Below are 24,293 nucleotides of genomic sequence, written 5' to 3'. Positions count from 1 at the left end.
TACTTGCGAGACTCGGAGCTAGGACCTTAGGACCTTAGGACCATAGGACCATAGGACCATAGGACCATAGGACCATAGGACCATAGGACCCTTGTCTCAATACTCGCCTCTAGCCCCTCGTAACTGAAACGGATACAAAAAAGCCCCGGCATTGCTGCCGGGGCTTTCAAATTTTTGAACCGTTAAAAACGATTACTTAGCCATTGCTTCGTTACCGTGTTCACGGATCTTAGCAAGCATTGGCTTCACTACGCGCGCGTTACCAGCAACGATGTTGCCAGACGTCAGGTAGTTAGTGTTACCGGTAAAGTCAGTACAGATAGCACCTGCTTCACGTGCAATTAGCTCACCAGCGGCTAGTTGCCAAGGCTTCTGGTCTAGTTTGAACAGACCGTCAACGCGGCCAGCTGCTAGGTAGCAAAGGTCAAGAGCAGTACAGCCAGATTGACGCATGTCGTCACACTCAACAGCGACTGCTGATTGAACTTTCATGTAACCTTCTAGGTGCTGTTTAGCAGAGAAAGGCTGGCTAGTAGCAATGATAGTGCCGCTTAGATCACGTGGTTGAGAAGTACGAAGACGTTGGCTGTTAAGCTGAGCGCCTGCACCACGTGTTGCAGTGAATAGTTCGTTACGAGATGGATCGTAAACTACAGAAACTTCAGTGCGACCACGCATGCGTAGTGCAATTGAAATAGCGTAATGAGGGTAACCACGAACGAAGTTTTTGGTGCCATCCACTGGGTCGATGATCCACTGACACTCTTTGTCACGGCCTTCTTTAGTACCAGACTCTGCTGCAATGATGCAGTGATCAGGGTAAGACTTAAGAATTGTTTCGATGATGATAGCTTCAGCTTCATGATCGATGTTGGTAACAACATCATTACCTTTATTGGCAACTTCAATGCCTTGAGGTTTTTCTAGTGATTTAATGACATGGTCACCAGCCTTTCGCGCAGCGCGAATGGCGATATTAAGCATCGGATGCATAGGATCTTCCCAACGGATGTTAAAGAACTAAAAAGCGGCGGCGAGTATATCAGAGCCAGTGCAAAAAGGAAGTGGTTATTTTTTGCTCGAGGTAACTATTACCGACATGATTACCGACATAGTAGTACTGAAAGGTATAATTATCTGGTCATAGATATAATGTTTTTACATGTTTTCTCCATTTTTAGGATGGGTGTGTTAAAATCCTTTCGCTTTGAGAATTCGTCGGAAAATAGCTTCTTCATGTTAGATAAAATCAGTGTTGTTTTAATTGGTACCTCTCATCCGGGCAATATCGGCTCGGCAGCCCGTGCGATGAAAGTCATGGGCCTGACTAACTTAGTGTTGGTTGATCCTGCCTGTGAAATTGATGAGAAATCTTACGCCTTGGCGGCAGGTGCTGCTGATATTGTGGAAAATGCCACCATTGTTTCGACACTGGATGAGGCTATTGCCGATTGTGGCCTGGTGGTTGGCTCAAGTGCGCGCTCTCGTACGCTGGAGTGGCCACAGCTTGACCCACGAGAGTGCGGTGTGAAGTCTATTGCAGAAGCTAGCCAGCATAATGTAGCCATCTTATTTGGCCGCGAACGTACTGGCTTGACCAATGAAGAGCTGCAAAAGTGCCATTGTCATGTGTATATTCCGGCTAACCCTGATTACAGCTCACTGAATCTGGCGATGGCTGTACAGACTGTCAGCTACGAGATCCGCATGGCTTTTCTTGAGCAGCAAAAGTACGCTGGCGAAACCAAAGTAGAAGAATACCCTCGTACCAAAGAGCTGGAAATGTTCTACGAGCATCTTGAAAAAGTGACTACGCAGACCCAATTTATTAATAAGAAACATCCGGGAATGGTGATGGCGAAACTTCGTCGACTGTTTACCCGTGCTCGCCCAGAGCAGCAGGAGCTGAATATTCTGCGAGGTATCTTATCCTCAGTTGAAAAATCGTTAGAAAGCCGAGATAAATAGACGCATAAACCGTATGGTTAAAAGCTTGACTAAAACAGTCAGGTAAATACTTGACCGTTTTAGTCGGGTATGCGACACTCCTCCCATACATATTAGTGGGTAGCGGTGTGTTATGAGATTGACATCAAAAGGAAGATACGCAGTGACAGCCATGCTGGACGTGGCCCTGCATTCTCAAGATGGTCCTGTCCCTCTGGCTGATATTTCAGAGCGTCAGGGGATTTCACTGTCTTATTTGGAACAGCTTTTCTCTCGCCTGCGCAAGGCTGGCCTAGTCGCTAGCGTTCGTGGTCCCGGTGGTGGTTACCGCCTGGGAGAAGATGCGGACAACATTGCAGTAGGGATGGTTATTGCTGCTGTTGATGAATCGGTTGATGCCACCAAGTGCCATGGAAAAGGGGATTGTCAGGGTGGTGTACGCTGCTTGACGCATACCCTGTGGTATGACTTGAGCTCCCGTATCAGCGGCTTTTTGAACAACATCACTCTTGGCGAGCTGATGAAAGACAATGATGTACAAGAAATCTCTGGTCGTCAGGATCAGAAACGACAGAAAACATCATTTGGAAATAATAATACACACGACAGCGCCACGATAGGTGTCGATGTTCGCTCCTAGAGACTAGACGTCCGTGTTTTCGGAGATGAAGATGAAACTGCCAATATATTTTGATTATTCCGCTACTTGCCCAGTAGATCCCCGTGTTGCTGAGAAGATGATGCAATGCCTGACTATGGATGGTAACTTCGGCAATCCGGCTTCTCGTTCTCACCGTTATGGTTGGCAGGCAGAGGAAGCAGTCGATACGGCACGTGAAAATGTTGCTGATTTGCTAAATGCAGATCCGCGCGAAATCGTATTTACGTCAGGCGCAACGGAATCTGACAATCTGGCGATCAAAGGTGCTGCGCACTTCTACGGCAAAAAAGGTAAGCATGTTATTACCTGTAAAACAGAGCACAAAGCAGTTCTGGATCCATGCCGTCAGCTAGAGCGTGAAGGCTATGAAGTTACCTACCTTGAGCCAGAATCAAACGGCCTGATTGACATGGCTAAACTGCGTGATGCCATGCGTGAAGACACGGTACTGGTTTCTATCATGCATGTGAACAATGAAATTGGTGTGATTCAGGATATCGCGGCCATTGGCGAGATGTGCCGTGAGAAGAAAGTGATTTTCCACGTGGATGCAGCACAATCTGCCGGCAAGCTACCAATCGACGTTCAGGAAATGAAAGTTGACCTGATCTCACTGTCTGCGCATAAAATTTATGGTCCTAAAGGTATCGGTGCCCTTTACGTGCGTCGTAAGCCACGTATTCGCCTAGAAGCACAGATGCACGGTGGTGGCCACGAACGTGGTTTCCGTTCCGGTACCCTGGCGACTCACCAAATTGTAGGTATGGGTGAAGCTTTCCGTGTTGCTAAAGAAGACATGGATAAAGACTACCAGCATGCCCTAGCGCTACGTAACCGTCTGCTAGAAGGTGTCAAAGACATCGAAGCCATGACCATCAATGGTTCACTGGAGCAGCGCTTACCTAATAACCTAAACATCAGCTTTGCTTTCGTTGAAGGTGAATCTCTGCTGATGGCACTGAAAGATCTTGCGGTTTCTTCTGGTTCTGCTTGTACTTCAGCAAGCCTGGAGCCTTCGTACGTATTGCGTGCGCTGGGTCTGGAAGATGAACTGGCACATAGCTCAATTCGCTTCTCTTTCGGTCGCTTCACGACGGAAGAAGAAGTAGACTATGCCGTCTCGCAAATCCGCGGTGCGGTTGAAAAACTACGTGAAATGTCTCCGTTGTGGGATATGTATAAAGAAGGTGTTGACCTAAACACAGTCGAGTGGGCACACCACTAACCTTGCGGTCATAACGTATTCGAGGAGATATATCATGGCATATAGCGAAAAAGTCATCGATCATTATGAGAACCCGCGTAATGTGGGCTCATTTGACAAAAACGACAAAAACATCGGCAGCGGCATGGTGGGTGCACCGGCTTGTGGCGATGTAATGAAACTTCAGATCAAAGTGACTGAAGAAGGCATCATCGAAGATGCGAAGTTCAAAACGTATGGTTGTGGTTCGGCTATCGCATCAAGCTCGCTGATCACCGAGTGGGTGAAAGGCAAGAGCTTAGACGAAGCGGCTTCAATCAAGAACTCAGCGATTGCTGAAGAGCTTGAACTGCCGCCGGTAAAAGTTCACTGCTCGATTCTTGCAGAAGATGCAATTAAAGCCGCTGTTAGCGATTACAAAAAGAAGCACGAAGAAAATTAATTTCCTGAGGGTTGTTGTATGGCCATTACTATTACTGAAGCGGCAGCAAGTCGCGTAGCTACTTTCCTAGAGAACCGAGGCAAAGGCATCGGCCTGCGTTTAGGTGTCCGTACTTCAGGATGTTCAGGAATGGCTTATGTCCTTGAGTTCGTTGATGAACTGAATGAAGAGGATCAGGTATTCGAACAGAAGGGCGTAAAGATCATTATTGATCCTAAGAGCCTTGTTTACCTCGACGGTACCGAGCTGGATTTTGCCAAAGAAGGGCTAAATGAAGGTTTTCAGTTCAACAACCCGAACGTCTCAAGCGAATGTGGTTGCGGTGAAAGCTTCAACGTCTAATCGCTGTTCTAACTGAACCTGGTTACTGTGCTTACACATAGGAATCAGGTTTAGTCTTTTATAGATACCAGACGCATTATGAATCATTTCGAATTATTTGGGCTACCTTTCCAATTTGAACTGGATGGTGGCCTTCTTTCAACTCAGTTCCGGGAACTGCAACGTTGTTTCCACCCCGATAATTTCGCGACCGCTTCGGAACGTGACCGTTTAATGTCCGTTCAAAAAGCCGCGCAAATTAACGATGCCTTTCAAACGCTGAAAAATCCCATTTCTCGTGCAGAGTACATGCTATCAGAGAAACATGTGGACATTCGCGGCGAACACAAGACATTGCAAGACCCTGAGTTTTTAATGCAGCAGATGGAGCTGCGTGAAGCTCTTGAAGAAATCCCAGATGCCAGTGATCCTGAAACTGCGCTGTTTGACTTCGAACAGCAGGCTTCGGCGCTCTATAAATCACAGCTGACGGATCTTGAGCAATTATTAAATAATGAAAGCTGGGACCAAGCGGCCGATGCCGTGCGCAAGCTAAAATTTATTGATAAGCTGCGTTATGAGGTTGAGCGTCTTGAAGAGACTTTGCTCGACTGAGCTTTCCCGACTCCAGCACTAACTCCACAGGAACGATAATGGCACTGTTACAGATTGCTGAACCAGGTCAAAGTGCAGCACCGCACCAACATAAACTGGCGGTGGGTATTGATCTGGGTACCACAAACTCTCTCGTGGCTGCGGTTCGCAGCGGCGTTCCGGAAACGTTGCAGGATGCGCAGGGCCGGTCGATTATGCCGTCGATTGTGCATTACGGCGAGGACGCTGTGCTGATTGGCCAAGACGCCAGAGATCTGGCCCAGCAGGATCCTGAGAACACGATTTTTTCCGTGAAGCGTATGATGGGCCGTTCACTGGCTGATATTCAGCAGCGCTATCCGCAGCTGCCGTATCAGTACCAGGCAACCGATAATGGCCTGCCTCAGCTTGTGACCCGTAACGGGACAGTGAATCCGGTTCAGGTGTCGGCAGAAATCCTAAAATCGCTGAGTGAACGCGCCAAAGAGACTCTCGGTGGCGATCTGGAAGGAGTGGTCATTACCGTTCCTGCTTATTTTGACGATGCCCAACGTGCCGGTACCAAAGATGCGGCGAAGCTGGCGAACTTGAATGTACTGCGCCTGCTCAATGAGCCAACGGCTGCGGCGATTGCTTATGGCCTGGACTCTGGCCAGGAAGGTGTTATCGCGGTTTACGACCTGGGTGGCGGTACGTTTGATATATCTATTCTGCGCTTGTCGAAGGGTGTTTTCGAAGTGATGGCAACCGGCGGTGATTCTGCGCTGGGCGGTGACGACTTTGATCACTTGCTGGCAGGCTGGATTGCCGAGCAAGCAGGCTTCGACGGCAAGTTAACACCGCAGCAGTCACGTGCACTGCATGATGCTGCAACTGATGCCAAAATTGCCTTGAGTGATGCTGACGAAGCAAGTATTGATGTACTGGGTTGGCAGGGAACGGTTAGCCGTGAGCAATTCAATTCGCTGATCCAGCCACTCGTCAAGAAAACCCTGATGGCATGCCGCCGTGCAATCAAAGATGCGGCGATTGAAATTGACGAAGTCATCGAAACCGTAATGGTGGGTGGCTCGACTCGTGTTCCGATGGTGCGTGAGATGGTGGGCAATTACTTTGGTAAGGCGCCGCTGACATCGATCGATCCGGATCAGGTCGTTGCCATAGGTGCAGCTATCCAGGCCGATATTCTGGCCGGTAACAAGCCGGACGCGGATATGTTGTTGCTTGATGTTATCCCGCTGTCACTGGGTATCGAGACCATGGGGGGCATGATCGAGAAAATCATTCCTCGCAATACGACTATCCCTGTTGCCCGAGCCCAGGAATTTACCACCTTCAAAGATGGCCAGACGGCAATGTCTGTGCATGTTGTTCAAGGTGAGCGTGAAATGGTAAGCGACTGCCGTTCACTAGCACGCTTTACACTTCGCGGTATTCCTGCAATGGCAGCTGGTGCGGCACATATTCGTGTCACCTACCAGGTTGATGCTGATGGCTTGCTATCAGTAACAGCGATGGAGAAAAGTAGTGAAGTTCAGTCGTCGATTCAGGTGAAGCCGTCTTACGGCCTTACCGACGATGAGATTGCCACTATGATCAGTGAGTCGATGACTCATGCACAGGAAGATAAAGACGCCCGTACCCTGGCTGAGCAACAGGTTGAAGCGGACCGTGTCTTGGAAGGCTTAATTACAGCGCTGGCAGCAGACGGTGATACGCTGCTGACAAAAGAAGAGCGTGACGAGCTGGAAGCAGTCATGATGGAACTTGTTCAATTGCGCCAGGGTAGTGACCCGCGTGCGATTGAAGAAGGTATTAAAAAAACAGATAAAGCTAGCCAGGAATTTGCCTCTCGCCGAATGGATCAGTCCATTCGTCAGGCATTGGCCGGTCAATCGATTGATGAGGTTTAGGCATGCCTAAAATTGTTGTACTACCCCACGAAGATCTTTGCCCTGAGGGCGCTGTACTGGAAGCCGAGAGCGGTCAAACAGTACTGGATGTTGCGCTGAAAAATGGTATTGGTATTGAGCACGCGTGCGAAAAATCCTGTGCTTGCACGACTTGTCATGTGATCATTCGTGAAGGTTTTGACTCACTGGAAGAGAGTGAGGAGCTGGAAGACGACATGCTGGACAAGGCATGGGGGCTTGAGCCTGAGTCGCGCCTGGGTTGCCAGGCAGTCGTGGCAGATGAAGACTTGGTGGTAGAAATTCCGAAATATACCCTTAACCTGGCTTCAGAAAACCACTAAGTTTCTAGGACTGGGCCTGTCTGTTCATCGTTGTTCCTGATGTGGGCAGACAGGCTACAATTAAGTATCCGTCGTTGGGTGATAAAAGGTGAATGTTATGGGCTTTAAATGGATTGACTCGCAAGAGTTGGCGATTGAACTGGCTGAACAATTCCCAGATGTTGACCCTACAACCATTCGGTTTACCGATCTACGGGAATGGATCTTGGAGCTAGAGGGCTTCGATGACGATCCTGAACACTGTAACGAACGTATTTTAGAAGCGGTACAAATGTGCTGGATTGAAGAGGTGAATTGATCCATCTCTTGATATTGGCACCCCTAATGTAACTTCTCCAAACACTATTCAACTAGTGTCATCTGCAACACGATCTTGCTCTTAATCTTGATGTAAACAGCTTGTTTATTTTGAGACACCAAGGCACAGTAACAAAAATTTCTAAATATCAGGTTTTTCGTAATACGATCAACCACAACTTTGGGAATTCACAGGCTCAATAGCCTACATTGTTATTATTCAGTCAGTCACTCCCTTGTAATGCCAGACTATGCCCCCATAACTTCTGATAGGTATGGTAACAGTGATGTCATCGCTTTGTTACTCAATCACGATACAGAAACCGGGGATGAGTCGGTTTTCAAAGACGGCTGAGCCCTAATAGTTGTATTCACAGCGCAATGGCCTATGCATTGATGTGAATAGCAGAACCCAAGGAGTAATTCATGTCTGCCAATATGTTCGTTTTTCTATCCCAGGAAGCAGCCGATGAGAAGTGGGGTAAAAATGCACTGGTGACTTTCGAGTCCGAAGGTGCCGTAGTCCACCTTACCGATGAGTATCCGCTTGCTGCTATCCAACGAGCAGGCCGGAAACTGGATGGACAAGGTATCAAGCAGGTCATGTTGGCAGGGGATGGCTGGGATCTGGAAGCGATCTGGGCATTTATCCAGGGCCACCGCAATGCCAAGCCGGGTAATGATGTCAGCTGGAGCGGGCTGAGCGAGGAAGAAGAAACCGAGCTTCAGGCTCGCCTGAAAGCGACAAACTGGGTGCGTGAAATTATCAACCAGTCGGCTGAAATTGTTCGCCCGTCACAACTGGCTTCCCGCGCGGGTGAATTTATCAAATCGCTGGCACCTGAGCATGTCACTTATAAAATCATCAAGGGTAATGACTTGCTTGATGAGGGCTGGAACGGTATCCACACCGTGGGCCGTGGTTCAGAGCGTTCTTCGGCGATGTTACGCCTGGATTATAACCCGACAGGTGATGCCGATGCCCCTGTGCATACTTGCCTGGTAGGCAAAGGTATTACGTTTGACTCAGGCGGCTACAGCATGAAGCCGTCTGCCGGTATGACGGCAATGAAGGCTGATATGGGCGGTTCTGCGCTAGCCACTGGCGGCTTGGCCCTGGCTATTGCCCGTGGCACCAATAAGCGTATTAAGCTGATCCTGTGCTGCGCCGAAAATATGGTTTCTGGCCGTGCATTTAAGCTGGGCGATATCATTACCTATAAAAATGGTAAAACCGTTGAGATCCTCAATACTGATGCCGAAGGTCGCTTGGTATTGGCTGACGGCCTGATTTACGCCAGCTCGCAAAACCCAGAGGTGATCATCGATTGTGCAACACTGACCGGTTCGGCAAAGAATGCACTGGGTAATGATTACCACGCACTGTTCAGCTTTGACCATGCATTGGCGCAGCAGGCACTGATGGCTGCCAGTGATGAGCTGGAAGGCCTATGGCCATTGCCGCTGGCAGAGCACCACCGTGGCATGATGCCATCCAACTTTGCCGATCTGTCGAACGTGTCGATGGGGGACTTCATGCCGGGAGCGAGTACCGCAGCCGCATTCCTGTCCTACTTTGTTGAAGACTACAAGAATGGCTGGATGCACATTGATGCCAGCGGTACCTACCGTAAATCGGCCAACGACAAATGGTGTGCGGGCGCGACGGGAATGGGGGTACGTACCCTGGCAAACATTCTCTGTGATGAAGAATAAGCTTTGTGATGAAGAATAAGTAATAGAACGTCACTATATTGATTGATACCGAGTCACCGCCGTGTAGCCGCTGCGGTGATGTGTCATTGAAAAACGGAAAGGGTGTTTATGTTAAGGATTACACTTTCGGCGGAGCCAAGCGCAGGTGCGTGGGGTGAGAAAGCGCTATTGTCTTATCAAGAAGATGGCGCGGTGATCCATTTTAGCGGTGATTACCCGCTACGCCGTATTCAGCAGGCCGCTCGCCAGCTGCAATCCCAGGGGGCAGCTCAGGCTAGCCTTGAGGGTGACGGCTGGAGCTATGAGCGCCAGTGGGCATTTTATTGCGGTTTTGCGGCTACCATGCAGCCGGTTGAGCTGAAGTGGGCGTCGATTGATGAAGATGAGCTGGAACTACTTAACGCCCGCCGCCACAGTAACGACTGGGTACGCCAGGTTGTCAATGCGACACCGGAAGATATGTACCCGGAAAAGCTCGCCAACGACGCGATTGAATTTTTGTCATCCATTGCAGGCGATAAAATCAGCCATGAGCTACTGGTGGGTGACAAGCTCTTGGAGCAGGGCTGGATCGGAACCCACAGTGTAGGCCGTGCTAGTAGCCGACCTCCTGTCATGCTAACTCTGGACTTTAACCCGACGGGCGAGGCCGATGCGCCAGTTGCCGCTTGCCTGGTGGGTAAGGGTATTACCTTTGACTCAGGTGGCTACAGCCTGAAATCCAGTGCCGGCATGGTCACTATGAAGTGCGATATGGGCGGTGCTGCGACGGTGACCGCCGCGCTGGGTTATGCGATAGAGCAAGGTTTGCGCCAACGTGTGAAGTTGATCTTATGTTGCGCAGAAAACATGGTCGCGGGTAACGCCTATAAGCTTGGCGATGTGTTAACGTACAAGAATGGACTGACGGTAGAAGTGGTCAATACTGACGCTGAGGGTCGTCTGGTATTGGCAGATGGCCTGATCGCTGCCAGTGAGACCAAAGCGCCGCTGATCATTGATGCCGCCACATTAACCGGTGCGGCGATGATGGCGGTAGGCACCGACTACAATGCGTTGTTCGGCTTGGATAAAGAGCTGTTGCAAAAAGCGCAGCAGCTGTCCGAGCTGGTCAATGAGCCAGCCTGGCCGCTACCGTTGGAAACATGGCACCAGGCCAACTGCCCGTCTTATTATGCCGATACGGCGAACAGCCGGGCGCAGAAAGGCGGTGGAATGGGCGGCGCATCCAATGCGGCTGCTTTCCTGTCACGCTTTGTCGATACCGATGCAAGTCGCTGGATCCATTTCGATCTGGCCTCGTGTTTCCGGGATAGCGCAGACAGCCGCTGGGCTGCCGGTGCGACAGGGCTGGGTGTTGCCAATATTGCAGCCTTGCTGCTGTAGAGTTTTGTGAGGGCAGGCCAGTTGCTCGAGCCTGCCTTGATCTCACGTCACATTGATGAACTGATTCAAAAGGAAGAATAATAATGACAATTGAAAGAACATTTTCCATCGTTAAGCCTGATGCAGTGAAGCGTAACCTGATTGGTGCGATTTACCAGCGCTTTGAAAATGCAGGCCTGAAAATTGTTGCCGCCAAGATGGTGCACTTGAATGCAGAAAAAGCCCAGGGCTTCTATGCCGAGCATGAAGGCAAACCCTTTTTTGATGACCTAGTGGCCTTTATGACATCTGGCCCGGTATTGGTACAGGTACTGGAAGGTGAAGGTGCGATTGCACGTTACCGTGAACTGATGGGAAAAACCAATCCGGAAGATGCAGCATGCGGTACCATCCGTGCCGACTTTGCACTGAGCATGCGCCATAACTCAGTACATGGCTCAGATAGCCCTGAATCAGCAGCACGTGAAATTGCGTATTTCTTTGCCGATGACGAAATTTGCCCACGTGGGTAAAGGCGGTGGTTAAAATTTAGCCAAAACAGTTTATTAACGGGAAGCCTTGGCTTCCCGTTTTGTTTTTCGGGCGCGAGAAAGCCTGCCTGCTAATATATCCCTATAGGTAACAAGTGGAAACCAACAGGCAAAGACTGTACAATTTCGCGCCTTGAATTGTCCTGTTACATGCAACCACCCTACTTGAGGTTGCCAAGGCGCAGAATCAGTCATTATTTAGTGAGGCAACAACCGATGACAACAGTCAAAACTAATCTGCTGGATTTCGATCGCAAGGGTCTGCGAAAGTATTTCGCTGACGAGCTTGGTGAAAAAGCCTTCCGTGCTGATCAGATCATGAAGTGGATCTATCATTTCGGTTGTGACGATTTCGATCAGATGACAAACATCAACAAGAAGCTGCGTGAAAAACTAAAGCGCGTTGCTGAAATTCGTGCGCCTTACGTATCTGAAGCCCAGCACTCTTCTGACGGTACTATCAAGTGGGCGATGCGTGTTGGTGATCAGGATGTTGAGACGGTGTATATCCCGGATGAAGACCGCGCAACGCTATGTGTCTCTTCCCAGGTAGGTTGTGCGCTGGAATGTAAATTTTGCTCAACGGCCCAGCAGGGCTTTAACCGTAACCTGCGCGTATCGGAAATTATCGGCCAGGTATGGCGGGCAGCAAAAGAAATCGGTATCGAGAAAGAGACCGGCCGTCGTCCAATCACCAACGTGGTGATGATGGGGATGGGTGAGCCGCTGCTGAATATGAAAAACTTGATCCCTTCGTTGGAGATCATGCTTGATGACCTTGGTTTTGGCCTGTCAAAGCGTCGCGTAACCGTATCGACGTCAGGTGTTGTTTCAGGTCTTGATCAGATGACGGACAACATTGATGTGGCACTGGCCATTTCGTTGCACGCACCGACCGATGAGCTGCGTTCGGAGATCATGCCGGTCAATGACCGCTGGAATATTGATGACTTCCTGGCCTCTGTCCGCCGGTATATTGCCTCGTCCAATGCTAACCGCGGCCGGGTAACGGTTGAATACATCCTGCTTGATCATGTGAATGACGATATGGATCATGCTCGTCAGCTGGCTGAAGTATTGAAAGATACCCCGGCGAAGATTAACCTGATCCCGTTCAACCCGTACCCGGGTTCGCCATACAAAAAACCAAGCAACTCGCGTATCGATCGCTTCATGAAAACCTTAATGGAGTATGACTTTACCGTGACAGTCCGTAAGACCCGCGGTGATGACATCGATGCTGCATGCGGACAATTGGTCGGCGATGTGATTGACCGCACGAAACGGACACAAGCCAAGCAACAAAAGGGTGAACAAATCCCTGTAAAAGCAGTCTAATTACAGATATCAATACCAGGTTGCTTACGGCTTTACCTGGTATTGGTAAAACATGGACGTTGGCTTGGGGAAAATATGGTACGGTGGACGATGTACCCTTTATTGTGTAGCTTGTTAGTTGGCTGTGTCACAGTCGATGAAGCTGGCAATAAGAACGAAATTGATAATATTGAAGCGTCTGAGGCCAGGATATCTCTTGGCCTTAGTTATCTGGAAACCGGGCAATGGCAGCGTGCCCGTGATAACCTAGAGCTGGCGCTCGATTATTCCCCGAGATATTATCGGGCCCAAAACGCAATGGCATACTACTACCAGCAAGTCGATGAACCTGATGCTGCTGAAGCTATGTATAGGCAGGCATTGCGCGACTCGCCAAAAAATGGCGATGTTCAGAATAACTATGGTGTATTCTTGTGTAGTCAGCAGCGTTATGATGAAGCTATCGCTGCTTTCGAGAAAGCCATTAAACAACCTTATTATTACCTGACTTCGGCCAGTTATGAAAATGCCGCTTTTTGTAGCCTGAAGAGCGGAGGTAAGCAGCAAGCCAAGGATTATTTTGAAAAAACCTTGGCCTATAATCCTTATCGGCCGAAATCAATGTTGCAGCTGGCGCAGCTGGAAATAGACTCTCAGAATTTGAAAGATGCGCGCGTCATGCTTTTTAAATTTAATAAGAGGTACGGGTATAAAGCGGACAGCCTATGGCTTCTGATTCAGCTTGAACATGGTGCAGGACGCCAGACTCAGGTTGAAAAATATGCAGGCTTGCTTAAAGACCAGTACCCTAACTCACAGCAATATCAAAAATATCTAGCCAATGAATACTGAACAGAACGAAGATCTATCAACAGAAGAAGTCATTCGTCCGGGGGATATGCTACGTCAGGCTCGTGAGAAGCTTGGTTATTCACAGAAGGATATTGCCAGCCGTTTGAGGCTGCGCCTCTCAGTGATCAATGACATCGAAGACAATCATTTTGAAAAGTCACAGCTGGCCACGTTTACACGTGGCTATGTGCGTTCATATGCCAAGTTTGTCGGCCTGGATGAAGACGATGTGCTGGCTAAGCTGGATCTGCATGGCCATGCTCAGCCCCAGGAACATGAAATGCAGAGCTTTTCGCGCCGCACCAAGCGAGAGGCCCATGATAGCCGTATTATGCGCCTGACCTGGGCGTTGGCGATTATTTTTATTGGCCTGACGGGCGTTTGGTGGTGGCAGAGCTTACAAATGGAGCCTGAAGCTGAGGTTCAGGAGCTTGCCGGGCAGCAGAGCCAGCCGTTGGATGAATCTCTGGCTGGCGCGAACACGGCTACTGCTATCAGCACTGACCTGTCAGCTGCGGATATAAGTGCGGCAGCAGAAGGAACTGCATTGGAAGCGGTTGAGCCAAGCTCGATGGATGTTGTCGCTGTTTCTGAGCCCGTAGAGCCTGGTGTAAGCTTCGATGATAGCTTCAGTGAACCGGATGCCGAGCTGGTGGCTGAGGAAACCGACAGTGCTGATAGCCTAGCAGCCCTCCAGACCCCGAGTGCAAGCGCAGAAGATGCTGAAACAGCGGTTATCGAATCTGACTTAAAAATCACGTTCAGCGGTGATTGCTGGGTGGATATCCGTGACGCCAATGGCAAGCGACTCGATACCGGGATCAAGAAATCGGGTGATGTGCTGAATTTAGATGGCACCGCGCCATTTAAACTGGTGCTAGGTGCGCCAGGTGTTGTTAAAATAAGCTATAAAGGTGAACCGGTTGATCTCAGCAAGTTCCCGGTTGGTAAAGTAGCCCGATTGAAGCTGCCGCAGTAAACAGAGTGAATGTAATGCATAACGAGTCTCCAATTAAACGTCGCCAGTCTACCCGGATCTATGTCGGGGATGTCCCTATTGGTGATGGCGCACCAATTGCTGTTCAGTCGATGACCAACACGCGTACGACTGATGTTGAAGCTACTGTCGCGCAGATCAAATCATTGGAAAATGTCGGTGCGGATATCGTCCGCGTTTCAGTACCCACCATGGACGCAGCAGAAGCGTTTAAAGTGATTAAGCAGCAGGTTAACATTCCGTTGGTTGCTGATATTCATTTTGATTACCGTATAGCCCTGAAAGTGGCGGAATACGGCGTTGATTGTTTGCGTATTAATCCAGGTAACATTGGTAACGAAAACCGTATTCGTTCTGTTGTTGACTGTGCTCGTGATAAGAACATCCCGATCCGTATTGGTATTAATGGTGGTTCGCTGGAAAAAGATATTCAGCAGAAATACGGTGAACCAACGCCAGATGCGTTGGTGGAATCGGCAATGCGCCATGTTGATATCTTAGATCGCCTTAACTTTGATCAGTTCAAAGTCAGCGTCAAAGCCTCAGACGTATTCCTTGCCGTCGAGTCATACCGCAAGCTGGCGGCACAAATAAAGCAGCCATTGCACCTGGGTATCACCGAAGCGGGGGGCTTGCGTGCCGGCTCTGTGAAATCAGCAGTTGGCCTGGGTATGCTGCTGTCCGAGGGTATCGGTGATACATTACGAGTATCATTGGCGGCGGATCCGGTTGAAGAGATCAAAGTCGGCTTTGATATCCTCAAATCACTGCGTATTCGCGCCCGCGGTATTAACTTTATTGCCTGCCCAACCTGTTCACGTCAGGAATTTGATGTGATTGGGACGGTGAACGAGCTGGAACAACGGCTGGAAGATATTACTATTCCTATGGATGTTTCTGTTATTGGCTGTGTGGTCAATGGCCCGGGCGAAGCGGAAGTGTCCCATCTTGGTATTGCTGGCGGTAATCGCAAAAGTGCTTTCTATGAAGACGGTGTCCGTCAGAAAGAGCGTTTTGATAACAATAATGTTATCGACCAGCTAGAAACCAAAATCAGAGCAAAAGCCTCAATGTTAGATGTCAATAATCGCATTGATGTAACGGAAGAATAGCGAAATAACCCTGAACCACGCTTTGAATATCAGGGCGTGGTTCACTATTTCTGCTAGAACCTATATATTCGATTCAATTCCCCATCGGTTAACGAGAACAAACGTGGCGAAACAAATTCAAGCAATTCGAGGCATGAACGACTGCCTACCAACGCAATCTCCTCTTTGGCACAAAGTGGAAGGTACCATTAAGCAAGTAGTGAGCGCATACGGCTACAATGAAATCCGTATGCCGATCGTTGAATCAACGCATTTGTTTAAGCGTGCAATCGGTGAAGTGACGGATGTCGTCGAAAAGGAAATGTACACATTCGATGACCGTAATGGTGACAGCCTGACACTGCGTCCAGAAGGGACGGCAGGTTGTGTACGTGCGGGAATCCAGAATGGCCTGTTGTACAACCAAGAGCAGCGTCTGTGGTACACAGGTCCAATGTTCCGTCACGAACGCCCGCAGAAAGGTCGCTACCGTCAGTTCCACCAGTTTGGTGTCGAAGTGTTTGGCTTAAATGGCCCGGATGTCGATGCTGAATTGATCATGATGATGGCGCGTTTCTGGCGTGAGCTGGGTATTTTTGAGCATGTTCGTCTAGAGCTGAATTCAATCGGCTCTTTAGACGCTCGTGCCAATTACCGCACAGCGTTAGTGGCATTTCTTGAACAGCATATGGATGTGTTGGATGACGATTGTAAGCGTCGCATGCACACCAACCCGCTGCGTGTTCTTGATAGTAAAAATGCTGCGGTACAGGAGATTTTGGCTGATGCACCTAAACTGTCGGAGTACCTGGATGAAGAATCTAAGCAACATTTTGCGGGTTTATGTGAACTATTAGACGCTGCTGGCATCGAATACCAAGTAAATGAACGTCTTGTACGTGGTTTAGATTATTATAACCGCACTGTTTTTGAGTGGATCACCGAAAGCCTGGGTGCCCAGGGCACGGTATGTGCTGGTGGCCGTTATGATGGCCTGGTTGAACAGCTTGGTGGTAAAGCAACCCCGGCGGTTGGTTTCGCGATGGGCCTTGAGCGTCTAGTCTTGCTGATGGAAACCTTGGAGCTAACGGACGTACGCCGCTCGGTTGATGTCTACATGGTGACGGCTGGTGAAGGCACCATGATGGCGGGCATGAAGCTGGCTGAGAAACTTCGTGAAGAAGTACCGGGCCTACGCGTAATGAACCATTTCGGTGGTGGTAGCTTTAAGAAACAGTTTAAACGTGCCGACAATGTTGGTGCTGCTATCGCACTTGTTCTTGGTGAGAATGAAGTTGCCGAGAATATGGTGGTTGTAAAAGATCTTCGTGGTGGTGAGCAAACTACCATGGCACAGGATGACGTAGCAGCGAAGCTTGCAGAATTGATTTAAGAGAGGACAGGAAGTGGACGTCAACATCACAGAAGAGCAACAGGTTGAACAGATTAAGGCTTGGTGGAAAGAGAACGGTAAAGCCGTTGTTCTAGGCGCTGTGATTGGTCTGGGTGGCCTGTACGGCTGGCGTTATTACCAGGGTGAAGTGCAGGCAGCCAAAGAGCAGGCATCTGATGCTTATACTCAGGTGATTACCCGTCTGGAAAGCGGTAGCACAGACGCTGTGGCGGATGTTCAGGCTTTCATCACTGCTCATGAAAGCAGCCAATATTCAGTGTTGGCGGCCCTTCAGCTAGCCAAGGCCCAGGTACAACTGGGTGAGTTGGATGCGGCAGTCGAACAGCTAAGCTGGGCGATTGGTAATACCCAGGACGAAGCGATCTTGCCGGTTGCGCAGACGCGCCTTGCTCGGATCTATGCTGGGCAGCAGAAATTTGACCTGGCGATGGCTGAGCTGGACAAGGTATCCGCTGAAAGCTGGCAGGCCAAGGTCGCCGAGCTACGTGGTGACGTGTTATTGCAAAAAGGTGATGTCGTAGCTGCGCGTGACGCTTACGTGCAGGCACAGCAGTTGGGCACATCGCCTGCGCTGCAGATCAAACTTGACGATCTGGCGCAGTAAAGGTTGATACGTATGCAAAAGGTGTTGAAGCAAGCCGTATCCGTCGCATTGGCAGTCGGCATTCTTGCCGGCTGTGCCGGAGAAGAAGAGACTATTCAGATGGCACCGTTGCCAAAGGTAGAGAGTTCTTTTTCACCGGTACAAAACTGGTCTCAGACTGTAGGTGATGGTGTCGGGCATTATTTTTCCAAACTGACCCCGGCAGTGGGCTACGGCAAGATTTTTATTGCCGACCGTAATGGGGTAGTGAAAGCGCTCGATCCAGAAACGGGTAACACACTCTGGGAGCAGGATTTAGAAACCGAGGTGACGGCGAAGCTGGCAGGTGGGATAGCCCTGTCTTACGGCAAGTTGTTTATTGGTTCCGAGAATGCCGAAGTCATTGCGCTTGATGAAGAGACGGGTGAGGAAGCTTGGCGTACCACTGTTGAAGGTGAAGTGCTTGCCAAACCTCTTGTAGACGAAGGCCTGGTAGTGGTAAATACCAGCCGTGGGATCTTGCAGGCGTTGGACGCTGATAGCGGTGAGCCTAAGTGGCAGCTCAGCAGCGAGGTGCCGAACCTGACATTGCGCGGTGACAGTTCACCGGTTGCAATTTCCGGTGGTATCTTCTGGGGTCAGGCCAATGGTCGACTTGCTGGTGCATTGGTGAACAATGGTCAGATGTTGTGGCAACAGCCGATTGGTTCACCAAAAGGCGGGACTGAAATTGATCGCCTGGTGGATGTTGATGCGACTCCGGTGATTGCCGGTGAGCGTCTGTATGCTATTGGCTATAACGGCAGTTTGGTTTCGATTGAGTTGCGTACCGGCCAGGCGGCCTGGAAACGTAACTACTCGTCAGCAACTGATTTTGTGATCGATGGCAGTCAGCTATATTTAGTGACAGACAAAGATCATGTGGTTGCGGTTGATGTCCGAAGCGGTACCGAGCTATGGCAAAATCAAAACCTTGAGTATCGTCTGCTTAGTGCGCCATCAGTGATCAATGGCTATGTTGTTCTTGGAGATAGTGAAGGCTACCTGCATTGGCTTGACCCGTATACCGGTGACTTTGTCGCTCAGCAGGAAACGGATGGCAGTGGAATTGCGATTCCACCGCAGCCGCTGAATGACGGTTATCTGGTCGTGACACGTGATGGCCGCATTAACAAAATGCAAATGCCGTAAATTGTCGGTATAATACCTAGCGTATTAAATTTTGTCGGCTCCTGCTGTGTATACAGTCAGGGGCCGTTATCGTTATATCCATTCACTATATTATTGTCGGGTGAAGGTGGCCAAAAGGGCTGCTGGAGGCAAGAATGAATGGAAGAATAAGTCATTAAGACTATGAAAAGTAAGAGGTAGTTATGATTCCTGTTGTTGCCCTTGTCGGGCGCCCAAACGTGGGTAAATCGACGCTATTCAACCGTCTTACCCGAACAAGGGATGCGCTGGTTGCAGATTTTCCTGGCCTAACAAGGGATCGTAAGTACGGTAAAGCTGAGCTCGAAGAGCACGAGTTTATTGTTATCGATACCGGTGGTATTGATGGCACCGAAGAAGGTGTTGAAACCAAAATGGCCGAGCAGTCACTGGCTGCGATCGAAGAAGCAGACGTGGTGCTGTTCCTCGTTGATGGTCGTGCAGGTTTGACTCCGGCCGATGAAGGCATTGCAAAGCACCTCCGCAGCCGTGAGAAGCCGACTTTCCTTGTGGTTAACAAGGTTGATGGTATTGATGCAGATAGCGCGTGTGCTGACTTCTGGAAGCTGGGCGTAGATGAAATGTACCAGATGGCCGCAACTCAAAACCGTGGTGTAACCGCACTGATGGAGCGCGCACTGGCACCGTTTGCTGAATCACTGAAAGAGTCAGAGGGAGAAGACGGTGACATCGTTGATCTTGACTCGGTTGAGGAGATCGAAAAAGCGAACCTATCGGAAGCTGACGCAGAAGCTGCTTATAAGCGTCTGCAAGAGCAGCCGATTAAGTTAGCCATTATTGGCCGTCCAAATGTCGGTAAATCAACCCTGACTAACCGTATTCTCGGTGAAGAGCGAGTGGTTGTATATGATATGCCGGGTACAACACGTGACTCTATCTACATTCCGATGGAACGTGAAGGCCAGGAATATGTACTGATTGATACCGCAGGTATTCGCCGTCGTAAGAATATGCACCAAGCGGTAGAGAAGTTTTCTGTGATTCAAACGCTGAAAGCGGTTGAAGATGCAAACGTGGTGCTATTGATCATTGATGCCCGCGAGAACATCTCGGATCAGGATCTAAGCTTGTTAGGTTATGCCCTGAATGCGGGCCGCTCGCTCGTGATTGCGGTCAACAAGTGGGATGGCCTGGACAACGAAGTGAAAGAGCGCGTTAAATCCGAGCTAGACCGTCGCCTTGGTTTCGTTGATTTTGCCCGCATCCACTTTATTTCTGCACTGCACGGTACCGGTGTTGGTCACTTGTATGAGTCAGTACAGGAAGCATACCAGTCCGCGACTAAGCGTATCAGCACATCGATGCTGACCCGTATTATGCAGATGGCCCAGGATGATCACCAGCCGCCAATGGTACGTGGTCGTCGTGTGAAGCTAAAATATGCTCACGCCGGTGGTTATAACCCGCCAATCGTGGTGGTTCACGGTAACTTGGTCAATGAACTACCGGGTTCTTACAAGCGCTACCTGATGAACTATTACCGTAAGTCACTGGAAATGATGGGTACACCAATTCGTATTCACTTCCAGAGCAGCGAGAATCCGTTCGAAGGCAAGAAGCAAAAGCTAACCGTTTCCCAAGAACGTCAGCGCAAGCGTCTTACCAGCGCGATTAAAAACCGCGACAAGTAAGCATTAGGCGAAAGCATCGCTTATTATTTCGAAAAACCCAGCCAGAGGCTGGGTTTTTTTATGCCTTGGGCATGGTGAATTGGTATAAAATATCGCCATTAAAGGTAGTTGAAAAGGAAAGATGATGTCAGGTGTTACCCCAACTCAGGTGTTGTTTGCACAGCCACAATGGCAGGCCGTGGCTGAAATCCAGTTATGTGTTCCGGCCAAGCAAGGAGGGAGCTGGCTGGTAACCGATCAGACGCCTTTTCATCCTGTCAGCCATATTTGGCCTGATCATCCGGCTGATCATGGCGTCATTGAGATTGAAGGCTGCCGCTATGATGTTGTTGGCTGTTATACGGGAGCGGTTGAGCTGGCAACTGGTACCCTCTATGTTGATGCCGATATTCCTGTAAAACGCGATGAGCCGGGCTGGGTATTTGTGGTGGTACATCATCTGGGGCAAGCACTGGAAGCGAAGCTGGGCAGCCGGGTTGAACTCATGGTTGATAAAACCTATCAGCAGGGGCTGAGCCGTGGGCATAGCGGGGGGCATTTATCATCATTGGCACTGAACAAGGTACTGCATCATGATTTTTGGCGCAAAGATGCATCACGCAAGGATGAGATGGGACATTATGATTTTCACAGTTATGCCCAGACGCAAAGCCGAGTGTCTGAAGACTGCAGTACCGATACTTACCGCTTGGGCAAGACGCTGCGCAAGCGCGGCCTAAATAGTGCGGACTTGCTGCAACGCCTTGATGAGGTGGCAATTAAAGTAAACCAGCAGCTTGAGCAGTGGTGCCAGGAGGGGGCGAACGTGATGATTCGTTGCGAAGGGAAGGCGTTAACGGATTCACGTTACTGGCAGTGCAAGTTCACTGATGGCCAGTTGATTGAAATCCCCTGTGGTGGGACACACATCCAGTCTTTGGCCGATTACAGCAAGCTGGAAGTTGAGTTTCAGCTAGTCAGTGAGCAGGAACTGGTGATGCTGACGAAAACCAGCGCTTAGACGACAGGTGGGCTATTACGGTAAAGTGAATCTTGTGGTCGATACGAGTTAACGTATTTTACATATTGCTTGATCTTCCAGGTTATCACGGAAGTGTAAGTGCAATATCCTGTGTAAAATTCAAATACAGGATATGTAACTTATGCTTTCGGGATGTGTATTGATAAATGTTCTTTTGCTACCAGATCGCTGATCACGATGGCTTTTTAAGTTGATCAACAGATTCACGAACGATCAAGTCGCCTGAAAATAAACCAATAGGGCTGATCTTTTCACCTTTAACCAGTAATAGGGCTTGTTCGACAGCGGCTTGTGCCATAGCGTCTACCGGAAGCATGACGCTGGATAGGCTGGGTATCAAAAACTGGCCTGCAGGATCATTATCAAAACCGATCACTGAAACTTCTTCGGGTACTTTCACCCCAGCTTCGTGCAAAGCACGGATAGCACCCATTGCCATATTGTCGTTGGCGGTAAAGAGTGCGCTGAATGGTCGTTTGCTGCCAAGCAGGACCTGGCAAGCGTGATAACCGCTTTGGCTGAAATAGTCCCCGTGGTACGTACCACTATGGCTAAGCTGGTGCTTGGCCAGCGTATCGTTGAATCCCTTGAGTCGTAAACGTGAATTGACAGAGCTCTCCGGCCCGCTGATACAGGCAATCTCACGGTGCCCGCGGGAAAGTAGAAACTCGGTGGCATCGCAGGCTGCCTGATATTGATCAAAGCAGACACAACGGGATTCAAACCCTTCAACCATTTGGTTTATCACCACCAAAGGTATCGGCAGGTTTTCCATCAGTTGTTTCAACTCCCCGGCCGGCATTTTTCGGGTATATAGGATCACCGCATCGACTTTGCGCTCGACCAGGCTATTGATAGCCTGGTATTCAGAATGTTGGCTGTGGCCACCATCCATGATCAGTAGCTGCTTGCCTGCAAGTGCGGCTGTTTCCGAAGCCTGGCGCATCAGGCTGCTGAAATAGGCACCCTCAAAGGCCGAAACGACTAAACCCAAGGTATTGGTGCAGTTGGTGGCTAGTGCCCGGGCCAGGCTATTGGGTTTGTAGCCCAAGGTGTCCATGGCTTGGTACACAGCGTCTGCAGTCGATTTCTTTACTTGTCCGGTATTGTTGAGCACACGGGATACCGTGGCTTTAGAGACACCGGCAAGTTTGCATACATCGTTAATCGTCGCCATGGATAAATCGGTTCCTGAAGATAGCGCTATACAGAATGAGGGAAAATGCCCGGGCAATGCGCGAGACGGCGTATTGTCGGGCATGATCACTGCTTGGATCAACCGTGTATTTGATTTATTCCCGTTGGGGTTACCGCATGTTGAAAGCGATTAGCGTGTTACTCCGTTTGAGCGGATCACCTCTTGGTACCAGAAAAACGATTTCTTGCGCTTCCGTGCCAGCCCATTTTCCCGATCTATATAGACAAAGCCATACTGCTTTTGGTAGCCATTCAGCCAGCTAAGTAGATCGATGAAAGACCAGGGATAGTAGCCGCGTACATCGATACCTTGCTTGATGGCAGACTCGGCTGCGCTAATATGGCTCGATAGATAGTCAATACGCGGATCATCAAGTACTTCACCGTCAACGATAGGATCTTTGGCACCCAGTCCGTTTTCGGTGATATAGAACGGAATATCACCGTAGCGCTCTTTTAAGCGCATCATCCCGACGCAAAGCCCTTCTGGGTATATCTCCCAATCCCAGTCGGTATAGGTGGACTTCGGGTTCCGGACAAATTTGAATAGCCCTTTGAAGCCAAACTCTTGCCCCGAGCCTTTTTCGCCCGTGGTGTTAATGCTGGTGTTATCAACATCAGGGTTGGCTGCAATCCACTCGCGCTTGTAATAGTTTACCCCGATAAAGTCACAGATATTATCTTTGAGCAGGACTTCATCTCCCGGAGCAAACTCTGGCACTCCCCATTTAAGCTGAGCCATATTCAGGATATGCGGCGGGTATTCTCCCTTGAGTACCGGATCGTAGAGCCAGTGGGTCAGGAGGTCATCGGCCATTTTACAGGCGGAAATATCTTCCGGACTATTGGTGATCGGATCGTGTGGCTGCATCACATTGACAAAACCGATCTGGCCATTGGCCGGAATACGGCCTTGCTCCTGGTACTGGCGGAATGCTTGTACCGCTTTGGCGTGGGCAACGAAGACATGGTGGCAGGCTTGGATACCGCGTTTTGGATCGCTCAGGCCTGGGGGATGTGCCCCGGTGAAGTAGCCCATACCAATGAAAATAAGGGTTTCGTTGAAGGTCGACCAAAGCTCGACCCGATCGCCGAATGCGTCGTAGCATAGTCGGGCATACTGTTCAAAGGCTTCGATAGTTTCCCGAGCTTCCCAGCCACCGATGTCTTGCAGGGCTTGCGGCAAATCCCAATGATATAAGGTGATCATGGGCTTGATGCCGTACTTTAGCAGCTCATCAATCAGATCGCTGTAAAACTGGACGCCGGCAGCATTGACCTTGCCACGGCCTTGTGGCAACAAGCGCGGCCAGCTAATTGAAAAGCGATAGCTTTGCAGCCCGGCTTCGGCCATGAGTACCACGTCTTCTTTAAAGCGATGGTAATGATCTGCGGCTATATCACCGTTAGTACCCTCGTGAGTCGTACCTGGCTGGTGGGAAAAAACATCCCATATTGATGGCCCCTTACCGTCAGCATCATGGCCACCTTCAACTTGGTAGGCGGCTGATGCTGCTCCCCATAAGAAGTCGTCAGGAAAAGCTGATGCGCTTTTTTCGCTCGTCATAGCTGGATTACCTTTTGGTCAATGAACAGAACAGGGAGACT

Annotated in this window: 25 protein-coding genes; 22 read left to right on the top strand and 3 right to left on the bottom strand. The window is 49.7% G+C overall.

The features are described from left to right. Positions 1–192 precede the first annotated feature (192 nt). The gene (gene suhB / locus AC51G0_RS15215) at positions 193–993 is read right to left on the bottom strand and encodes an inositol-1-monophosphatase (RefSeq protein ID WP_496299535.1); all 801 of its coding nucleotides are present in this window, start codon (positions 991–993) and stop codon (positions 193–195) included. A 243-nt stretch (positions 994–1,236) separates the two neighbouring features. Between suhB and trmJ the strand changes: the two genes are divergently transcribed. From trmJ to AC51G0_RS15110, 21 genes are all read left to right on the top strand, one after another. Continuing rightward, the gene (gene trmJ, locus AC51G0_RS15210; protein ID WP_496301971.1) at positions 1,237–1,968 is read left to right on the top strand and encodes a tRNA (cytosine(32)/uridine(32)-2'-O)-methyltransferase TrmJ; all 732 of its coding nucleotides are present in this window, start codon (positions 1,237–1,239) and stop codon (positions 1,966–1,968) included. 112 nt (positions 1,969–2,080) lie between these two features. After that, the gene (gene iscR / locus AC51G0_RS15205; protein WP_496299534.1) at positions 2,081–2,587 is read left to right on the top strand and encodes a Fe-S cluster assembly transcriptional regulator IscR; all 507 of its coding nucleotides are present in this window, start codon (positions 2,081–2,083) and stop codon (positions 2,585–2,587) included. A gap of 31 nt (positions 2,588–2,618) precedes the next feature. Continuing rightward, the gene (locus tag AC51G0_RS15200) at positions 2,619–3,833 is read left to right on the top strand and encodes an IscS subfamily cysteine desulfurase (RefSeq protein WP_496299533.1); all 1,215 of its coding nucleotides are present in this window, start codon (positions 2,619–2,621) and stop codon (positions 3,831–3,833) included. 34 nt (positions 3,834–3,867) lie between these two features. Beyond that, positions 3,868–4,254 carry a Fe-S cluster assembly scaffold IscU gene (gene iscU, locus AC51G0_RS15195; protein ID WP_496299531.1) on the top strand — a complete coding sequence of 129 codons (387 nt, stop codon included), beginning with the start codon at positions 3,868–3,870 and terminating at the stop codon, positions 4,252–4,254. A gap of 18 nt (positions 4,255–4,272) precedes the next feature. Continuing rightward, positions 4,273–4,596: an iron-sulfur cluster assembly protein IscA gene (gene iscA / locus AC51G0_RS15190; RefSeq protein WP_496299530.1), complete on the top strand. Its 324-nt coding sequence runs from the start codon at positions 4,273–4,275 to the stop codon at positions 4,594–4,596. A gap of 78 nt (positions 4,597–4,674) precedes the next feature. Further along, positions 4,675–5,190 (top strand): co-chaperone HscB, encoded by a 516-nt coding sequence (gene hscB, locus AC51G0_RS15185; RefSeq protein WP_496299528.1) that lies wholly within the window; start codon positions 4,675–4,677, stop codon positions 5,188–5,190. 38 nt (positions 5,191–5,228) lie between these two features. Beyond that, positions 5,229–7,082 carry a Fe-S protein assembly chaperone HscA gene (gene hscA / locus AC51G0_RS15180; RefSeq protein ID WP_496299527.1) on the top strand — a complete coding sequence of 618 codons (1,854 nt, stop codon included), beginning with the start codon at positions 5,229–5,231 and terminating at the stop codon, positions 7,080–7,082. A gap of 2 nt (positions 7,083–7,084) precedes the next feature. Next, positions 7,085–7,423: an ISC system 2Fe-2S type ferredoxin gene (fdx, locus tag AC51G0_RS15175; protein ID WP_128785759.1), complete on the top strand. Its 339-nt coding sequence runs from the start codon at positions 7,085–7,087 to the stop codon at positions 7,421–7,423. A 97-nt stretch (positions 7,424–7,520) separates the two neighbouring features. Beyond that, positions 7,521–7,721, top strand: coding sequence for a Fe-S cluster assembly protein IscX (gene iscX, locus AC51G0_RS15170; RefSeq protein WP_496299526.1), 201 nt, complete (start codon positions 7,521–7,523; stop codon positions 7,719–7,721). Between the two features lie 425 nt (positions 7,722–8,146). After that, positions 8,147–9,436: an aminopeptidase PepB gene (gene pepB, locus AC51G0_RS15165; RefSeq protein WP_496299524.1), complete on the top strand. Its 1,290-nt coding sequence runs from the start codon at positions 8,147–8,149 to the stop codon at positions 9,434–9,436. Between the two features lie 108 nt (positions 9,437–9,544). Next, the gene (pepB, locus tag AC51G0_RS15160; protein ID WP_496299523.1) at positions 9,545–10,822 is read left to right on the top strand and encodes an aminopeptidase PepB; all 1,278 of its coding nucleotides are present in this window, start codon (positions 9,545–9,547) and stop codon (positions 10,820–10,822) included. Positions 10,823–10,905: 83 nt separating this feature from the next. Next, entirely contained in the window at positions 10,906–11,334 is a 429-nt protein-coding gene (gene ndk, locus AC51G0_RS15155) for a nucleoside-diphosphate kinase (RefSeq protein ID WP_496299522.1), read from the top strand. A 234-nt stretch (positions 11,335–11,568) separates the two neighbouring features. Next, positions 11,569–12,690, top strand: coding sequence for a dual-specificity RNA methyltransferase RlmN (rlmN, locus tag AC51G0_RS15150; RefSeq protein ID WP_496299521.1), 1,122 nt, complete (start codon positions 11,569–11,571; stop codon positions 12,688–12,690). Between the two features lie 75 nt (positions 12,691–12,765). Then, the gene (pilW, locus tag AC51G0_RS15145; RefSeq protein ID WP_496299520.1) at positions 12,766–13,521 is read left to right on the top strand and encodes a type IV pilus biogenesis/stability protein PilW; all 756 of its coding nucleotides are present in this window, start codon (positions 12,766–12,768) and stop codon (positions 13,519–13,521) included. Further along, positions 13,511–14,500: a cytoskeleton protein RodZ gene (gene rodZ, locus AC51G0_RS15140; protein WP_496299519.1), complete on the top strand. Its 990-nt coding sequence runs from the start codon at positions 13,511–13,513 to the stop codon at positions 14,498–14,500. The genes pilW and rodZ overlap by 11 nt, the downstream gene beginning before the upstream one ends. Positions 14,501–14,514: 14 nt before the next feature. Next, positions 14,515–15,630 (top strand): flavodoxin-dependent (E)-4-hydroxy-3-methylbut-2-enyl-diphosphate synthase, encoded by a 1,116-nt coding sequence (ispG, locus tag AC51G0_RS15135; RefSeq protein ID WP_496299518.1) that lies wholly within the window; start codon positions 14,515–14,517, stop codon positions 15,628–15,630. A gap of 103 nt (positions 15,631–15,733) precedes the next feature. Then, the gene (hisS, locus tag AC51G0_RS15130) at positions 15,734–17,002 is read left to right on the top strand and encodes a histidine--tRNA ligase (RefSeq protein WP_496299516.1); all 1,269 of its coding nucleotides are present in this window, start codon (positions 15,734–15,736) and stop codon (positions 17,000–17,002) included. A gap of 13 nt (positions 17,003–17,015) precedes the next feature. Next, entirely contained in the window at positions 17,016–17,627 is a 612-nt protein-coding gene (locus AC51G0_RS15125; protein WP_496299514.1) for a YfgM family protein, read from the top strand. Positions 17,628–17,639: 12 nt separating this feature from the next. After that, positions 17,640–18,797 carry an outer membrane protein assembly factor BamB gene (bamB, locus tag AC51G0_RS15120; protein ID WP_496299512.1) on the top strand — a complete coding sequence of 386 codons (1,158 nt, stop codon included), beginning with the start codon at positions 17,640–17,642 and terminating at the stop codon, positions 18,795–18,797. Positions 18,798–18,979: 182 nt separating this feature from the next. Further along, on the top strand, positions 18,980–20,467 hold the full coding sequence (gene der, locus AC51G0_RS15115; protein ID WP_496299511.1) for a ribosome biogenesis GTPase Der: 1,488 nt from the start codon (positions 18,980–18,982) through the stop codon (positions 20,465–20,467). A gap of 124 nt (positions 20,468–20,591) precedes the next feature. Next, positions 20,592–21,467: an alanyl-tRNA editing protein gene (locus AC51G0_RS15110; RefSeq protein ID WP_496301970.1), complete on the top strand. Its 876-nt coding sequence runs from the start codon at positions 20,592–20,594 to the stop codon at positions 21,465–21,467. Between the two features lie 193 nt (positions 21,468–21,660). On the opposite strand, the gene AC51G0_RS15105 is transcribed toward AC51G0_RS15110, so the two are convergent. Beyond that, the gene (locus AC51G0_RS15105) at positions 21,661–22,665 is read right to left on the bottom strand and encodes a LacI family DNA-binding transcriptional regulator (protein ID WP_496299510.1); all 1,005 of its coding nucleotides are present in this window, start codon (positions 22,663–22,665) and stop codon (positions 21,661–21,663) included. Between AC51G0_RS15105 and AC51G0_RS15100 the strand changes: the two genes are divergently transcribed. Next, positions 22,664–22,819: a hypothetical protein gene (locus AC51G0_RS15100; protein ID WP_496299509.1), complete on the top strand. Its 156-nt coding sequence runs from the start codon at positions 22,664–22,666 to the stop codon at positions 22,817–22,819. The genes AC51G0_RS15105 and AC51G0_RS15100 overlap by 2 nt on opposite strands. Here the strand turns inward: AC51G0_RS15100 and AC51G0_RS15095 are convergent. Next, entirely contained in the window at positions 22,816–24,252 is a 1,437-nt protein-coding gene (locus AC51G0_RS15095; RefSeq protein ID WP_496299508.1) for a GH1 family beta-glucosidase, read from the bottom strand. The two genes, AC51G0_RS15100 and AC51G0_RS15095, sit on opposite strands and share 4 nt — an antisense overlap. Between the last annotated feature and the right edge of the window lie 41 nt (positions 24,253–24,293).

Source organism: Photobacterium sp. HL06, assembly GCF_059552575.1.
The sequence above is the reverse complement of the archived record's forward strand: the minus strand, read 5'-3'. Positions and strand labels throughout refer to the sequence as shown.

Excerpts from the sequence above, each read along its gene's own strand:
- hscA (WP_496299527.1), top strand. The coding sequence starts at position 5,229 with ATGGCACTGTTACAGATTGCTGAACCAGGTCAAAGTGCAGCACCGCAC.
- AC51G0_RS15200 (WP_496299533.1), top strand. The coding sequence starts at position 2,619 with ATGAAACTGCCAATATATTTTGATTATTCCGCTACTTGCCCAGTAGAT.
- ispG (WP_496299518.1), top strand. The coding sequence starts at position 14,515 with ATGCATAACGAGTCTCCAATTAAACGTCGCCAGTCTACCCGGATCTAT.
- iscR (WP_496299534.1), top strand. The coding sequence starts at position 2,081 with ATGAGATTGACATCAAAAGGAAGATACGCAGTGACAGCCATGCTGGAC.
- iscX (WP_496299526.1), top strand. The coding sequence starts at position 7,521 with ATGGGCTTTAAATGGATTGACTCGCAAGAGTTGGCGATTGAACTGGCT.
- AC51G0_RS15105 (WP_496299510.1), bottom strand. The coding sequence starts at position 22,665 with ATGGCGACGATTAACGATGTATGCAAACTTGCCGGTGTCTCTAAAGCC.
- pilW (WP_496299520.1), top strand. The coding sequence starts at position 12,766 with ATGGTACGGTGGACGATGTACCCTTTATTGTGTAGCTTGTTAGTTGGC.
- ndk (WP_496299522.1), top strand. The coding sequence starts at position 10,906 with ATGACAATTGAAAGAACATTTTCCATCGTTAAGCCTGATGCAGTGAAG.
- der (WP_496299511.1), top strand. The coding sequence starts at position 18,980 with ATGATTCCTGTTGTTGCCCTTGTCGGGCGCCCAAACGTGGGTAAATCG.
- suhB (WP_496299535.1), bottom strand. The coding sequence starts at position 993 with ATGCATCCGATGCTTAATATCGCCATTCGCGCTGCGCGAAAGGCTGGT.
- hscB (WP_496299528.1), top strand. The coding sequence starts at position 4,675 with ATGAATCATTTCGAATTATTTGGGCTACCTTTCCAATTTGAACTGGAT.
- bamB (WP_496299512.1), top strand. The coding sequence starts at position 17,640 with ATGCAAAAGGTGTTGAAGCAAGCCGTATCCGTCGCATTGGCAGTCGGC.
- AC51G0_RS15095 (WP_496299508.1), bottom strand. The coding sequence starts at position 24,252 with ATGACGAGCGAAAAAAGCGCATCAGCTTTTCCTGACGACTTCTTATGG.
- trmJ (WP_496301971.1), top strand. The coding sequence starts at position 1,237 with ATGTTAGATAAAATCAGTGTTGTTTTAATTGGTACCTCTCATCCGGGC.
- rlmN (WP_496299521.1), top strand. The coding sequence starts at position 11,569 with ATGACAACAGTCAAAACTAATCTGCTGGATTTCGATCGCAAGGGTCTG.
- iscU (WP_496299531.1), top strand. The coding sequence starts at position 3,868 with ATGGCATATAGCGAAAAAGTCATCGATCATTATGAGAACCCGCGTAAT.
- iscA (WP_496299530.1), top strand. The coding sequence starts at position 4,273 with ATGGCCATTACTATTACTGAAGCGGCAGCAAGTCGCGTAGCTACTTTC.
- pepB (WP_496299523.1), top strand. The coding sequence starts at position 9,545 with ATGTTAAGGATTACACTTTCGGCGGAGCCAAGCGCAGGTGCGTGGGGT.
- fdx (WP_128785759.1), top strand. The coding sequence starts at position 7,085 with ATGCCTAAAATTGTTGTACTACCCCACGAAGATCTTTGCCCTGAGGGC.
- AC51G0_RS15100 (WP_496299509.1), top strand. The coding sequence starts at position 22,664 with ATGGATAAATCGGTTCCTGAAGATAGCGCTATACAGAATGAGGGAAAA.
- AC51G0_RS15110 (WP_496301970.1), top strand. The coding sequence starts at position 20,592 with ATGTCAGGTGTTACCCCAACTCAGGTGTTGTTTGCACAGCCACAATGG.
- rodZ (WP_496299519.1), top strand. The coding sequence starts at position 13,511 with ATGAATACTGAACAGAACGAAGATCTATCAACAGAAGAAGTCATTCGT.
- pepB (WP_496299524.1), top strand. The coding sequence starts at position 8,147 with ATGTCTGCCAATATGTTCGTTTTTCTATCCCAGGAAGCAGCCGATGAG.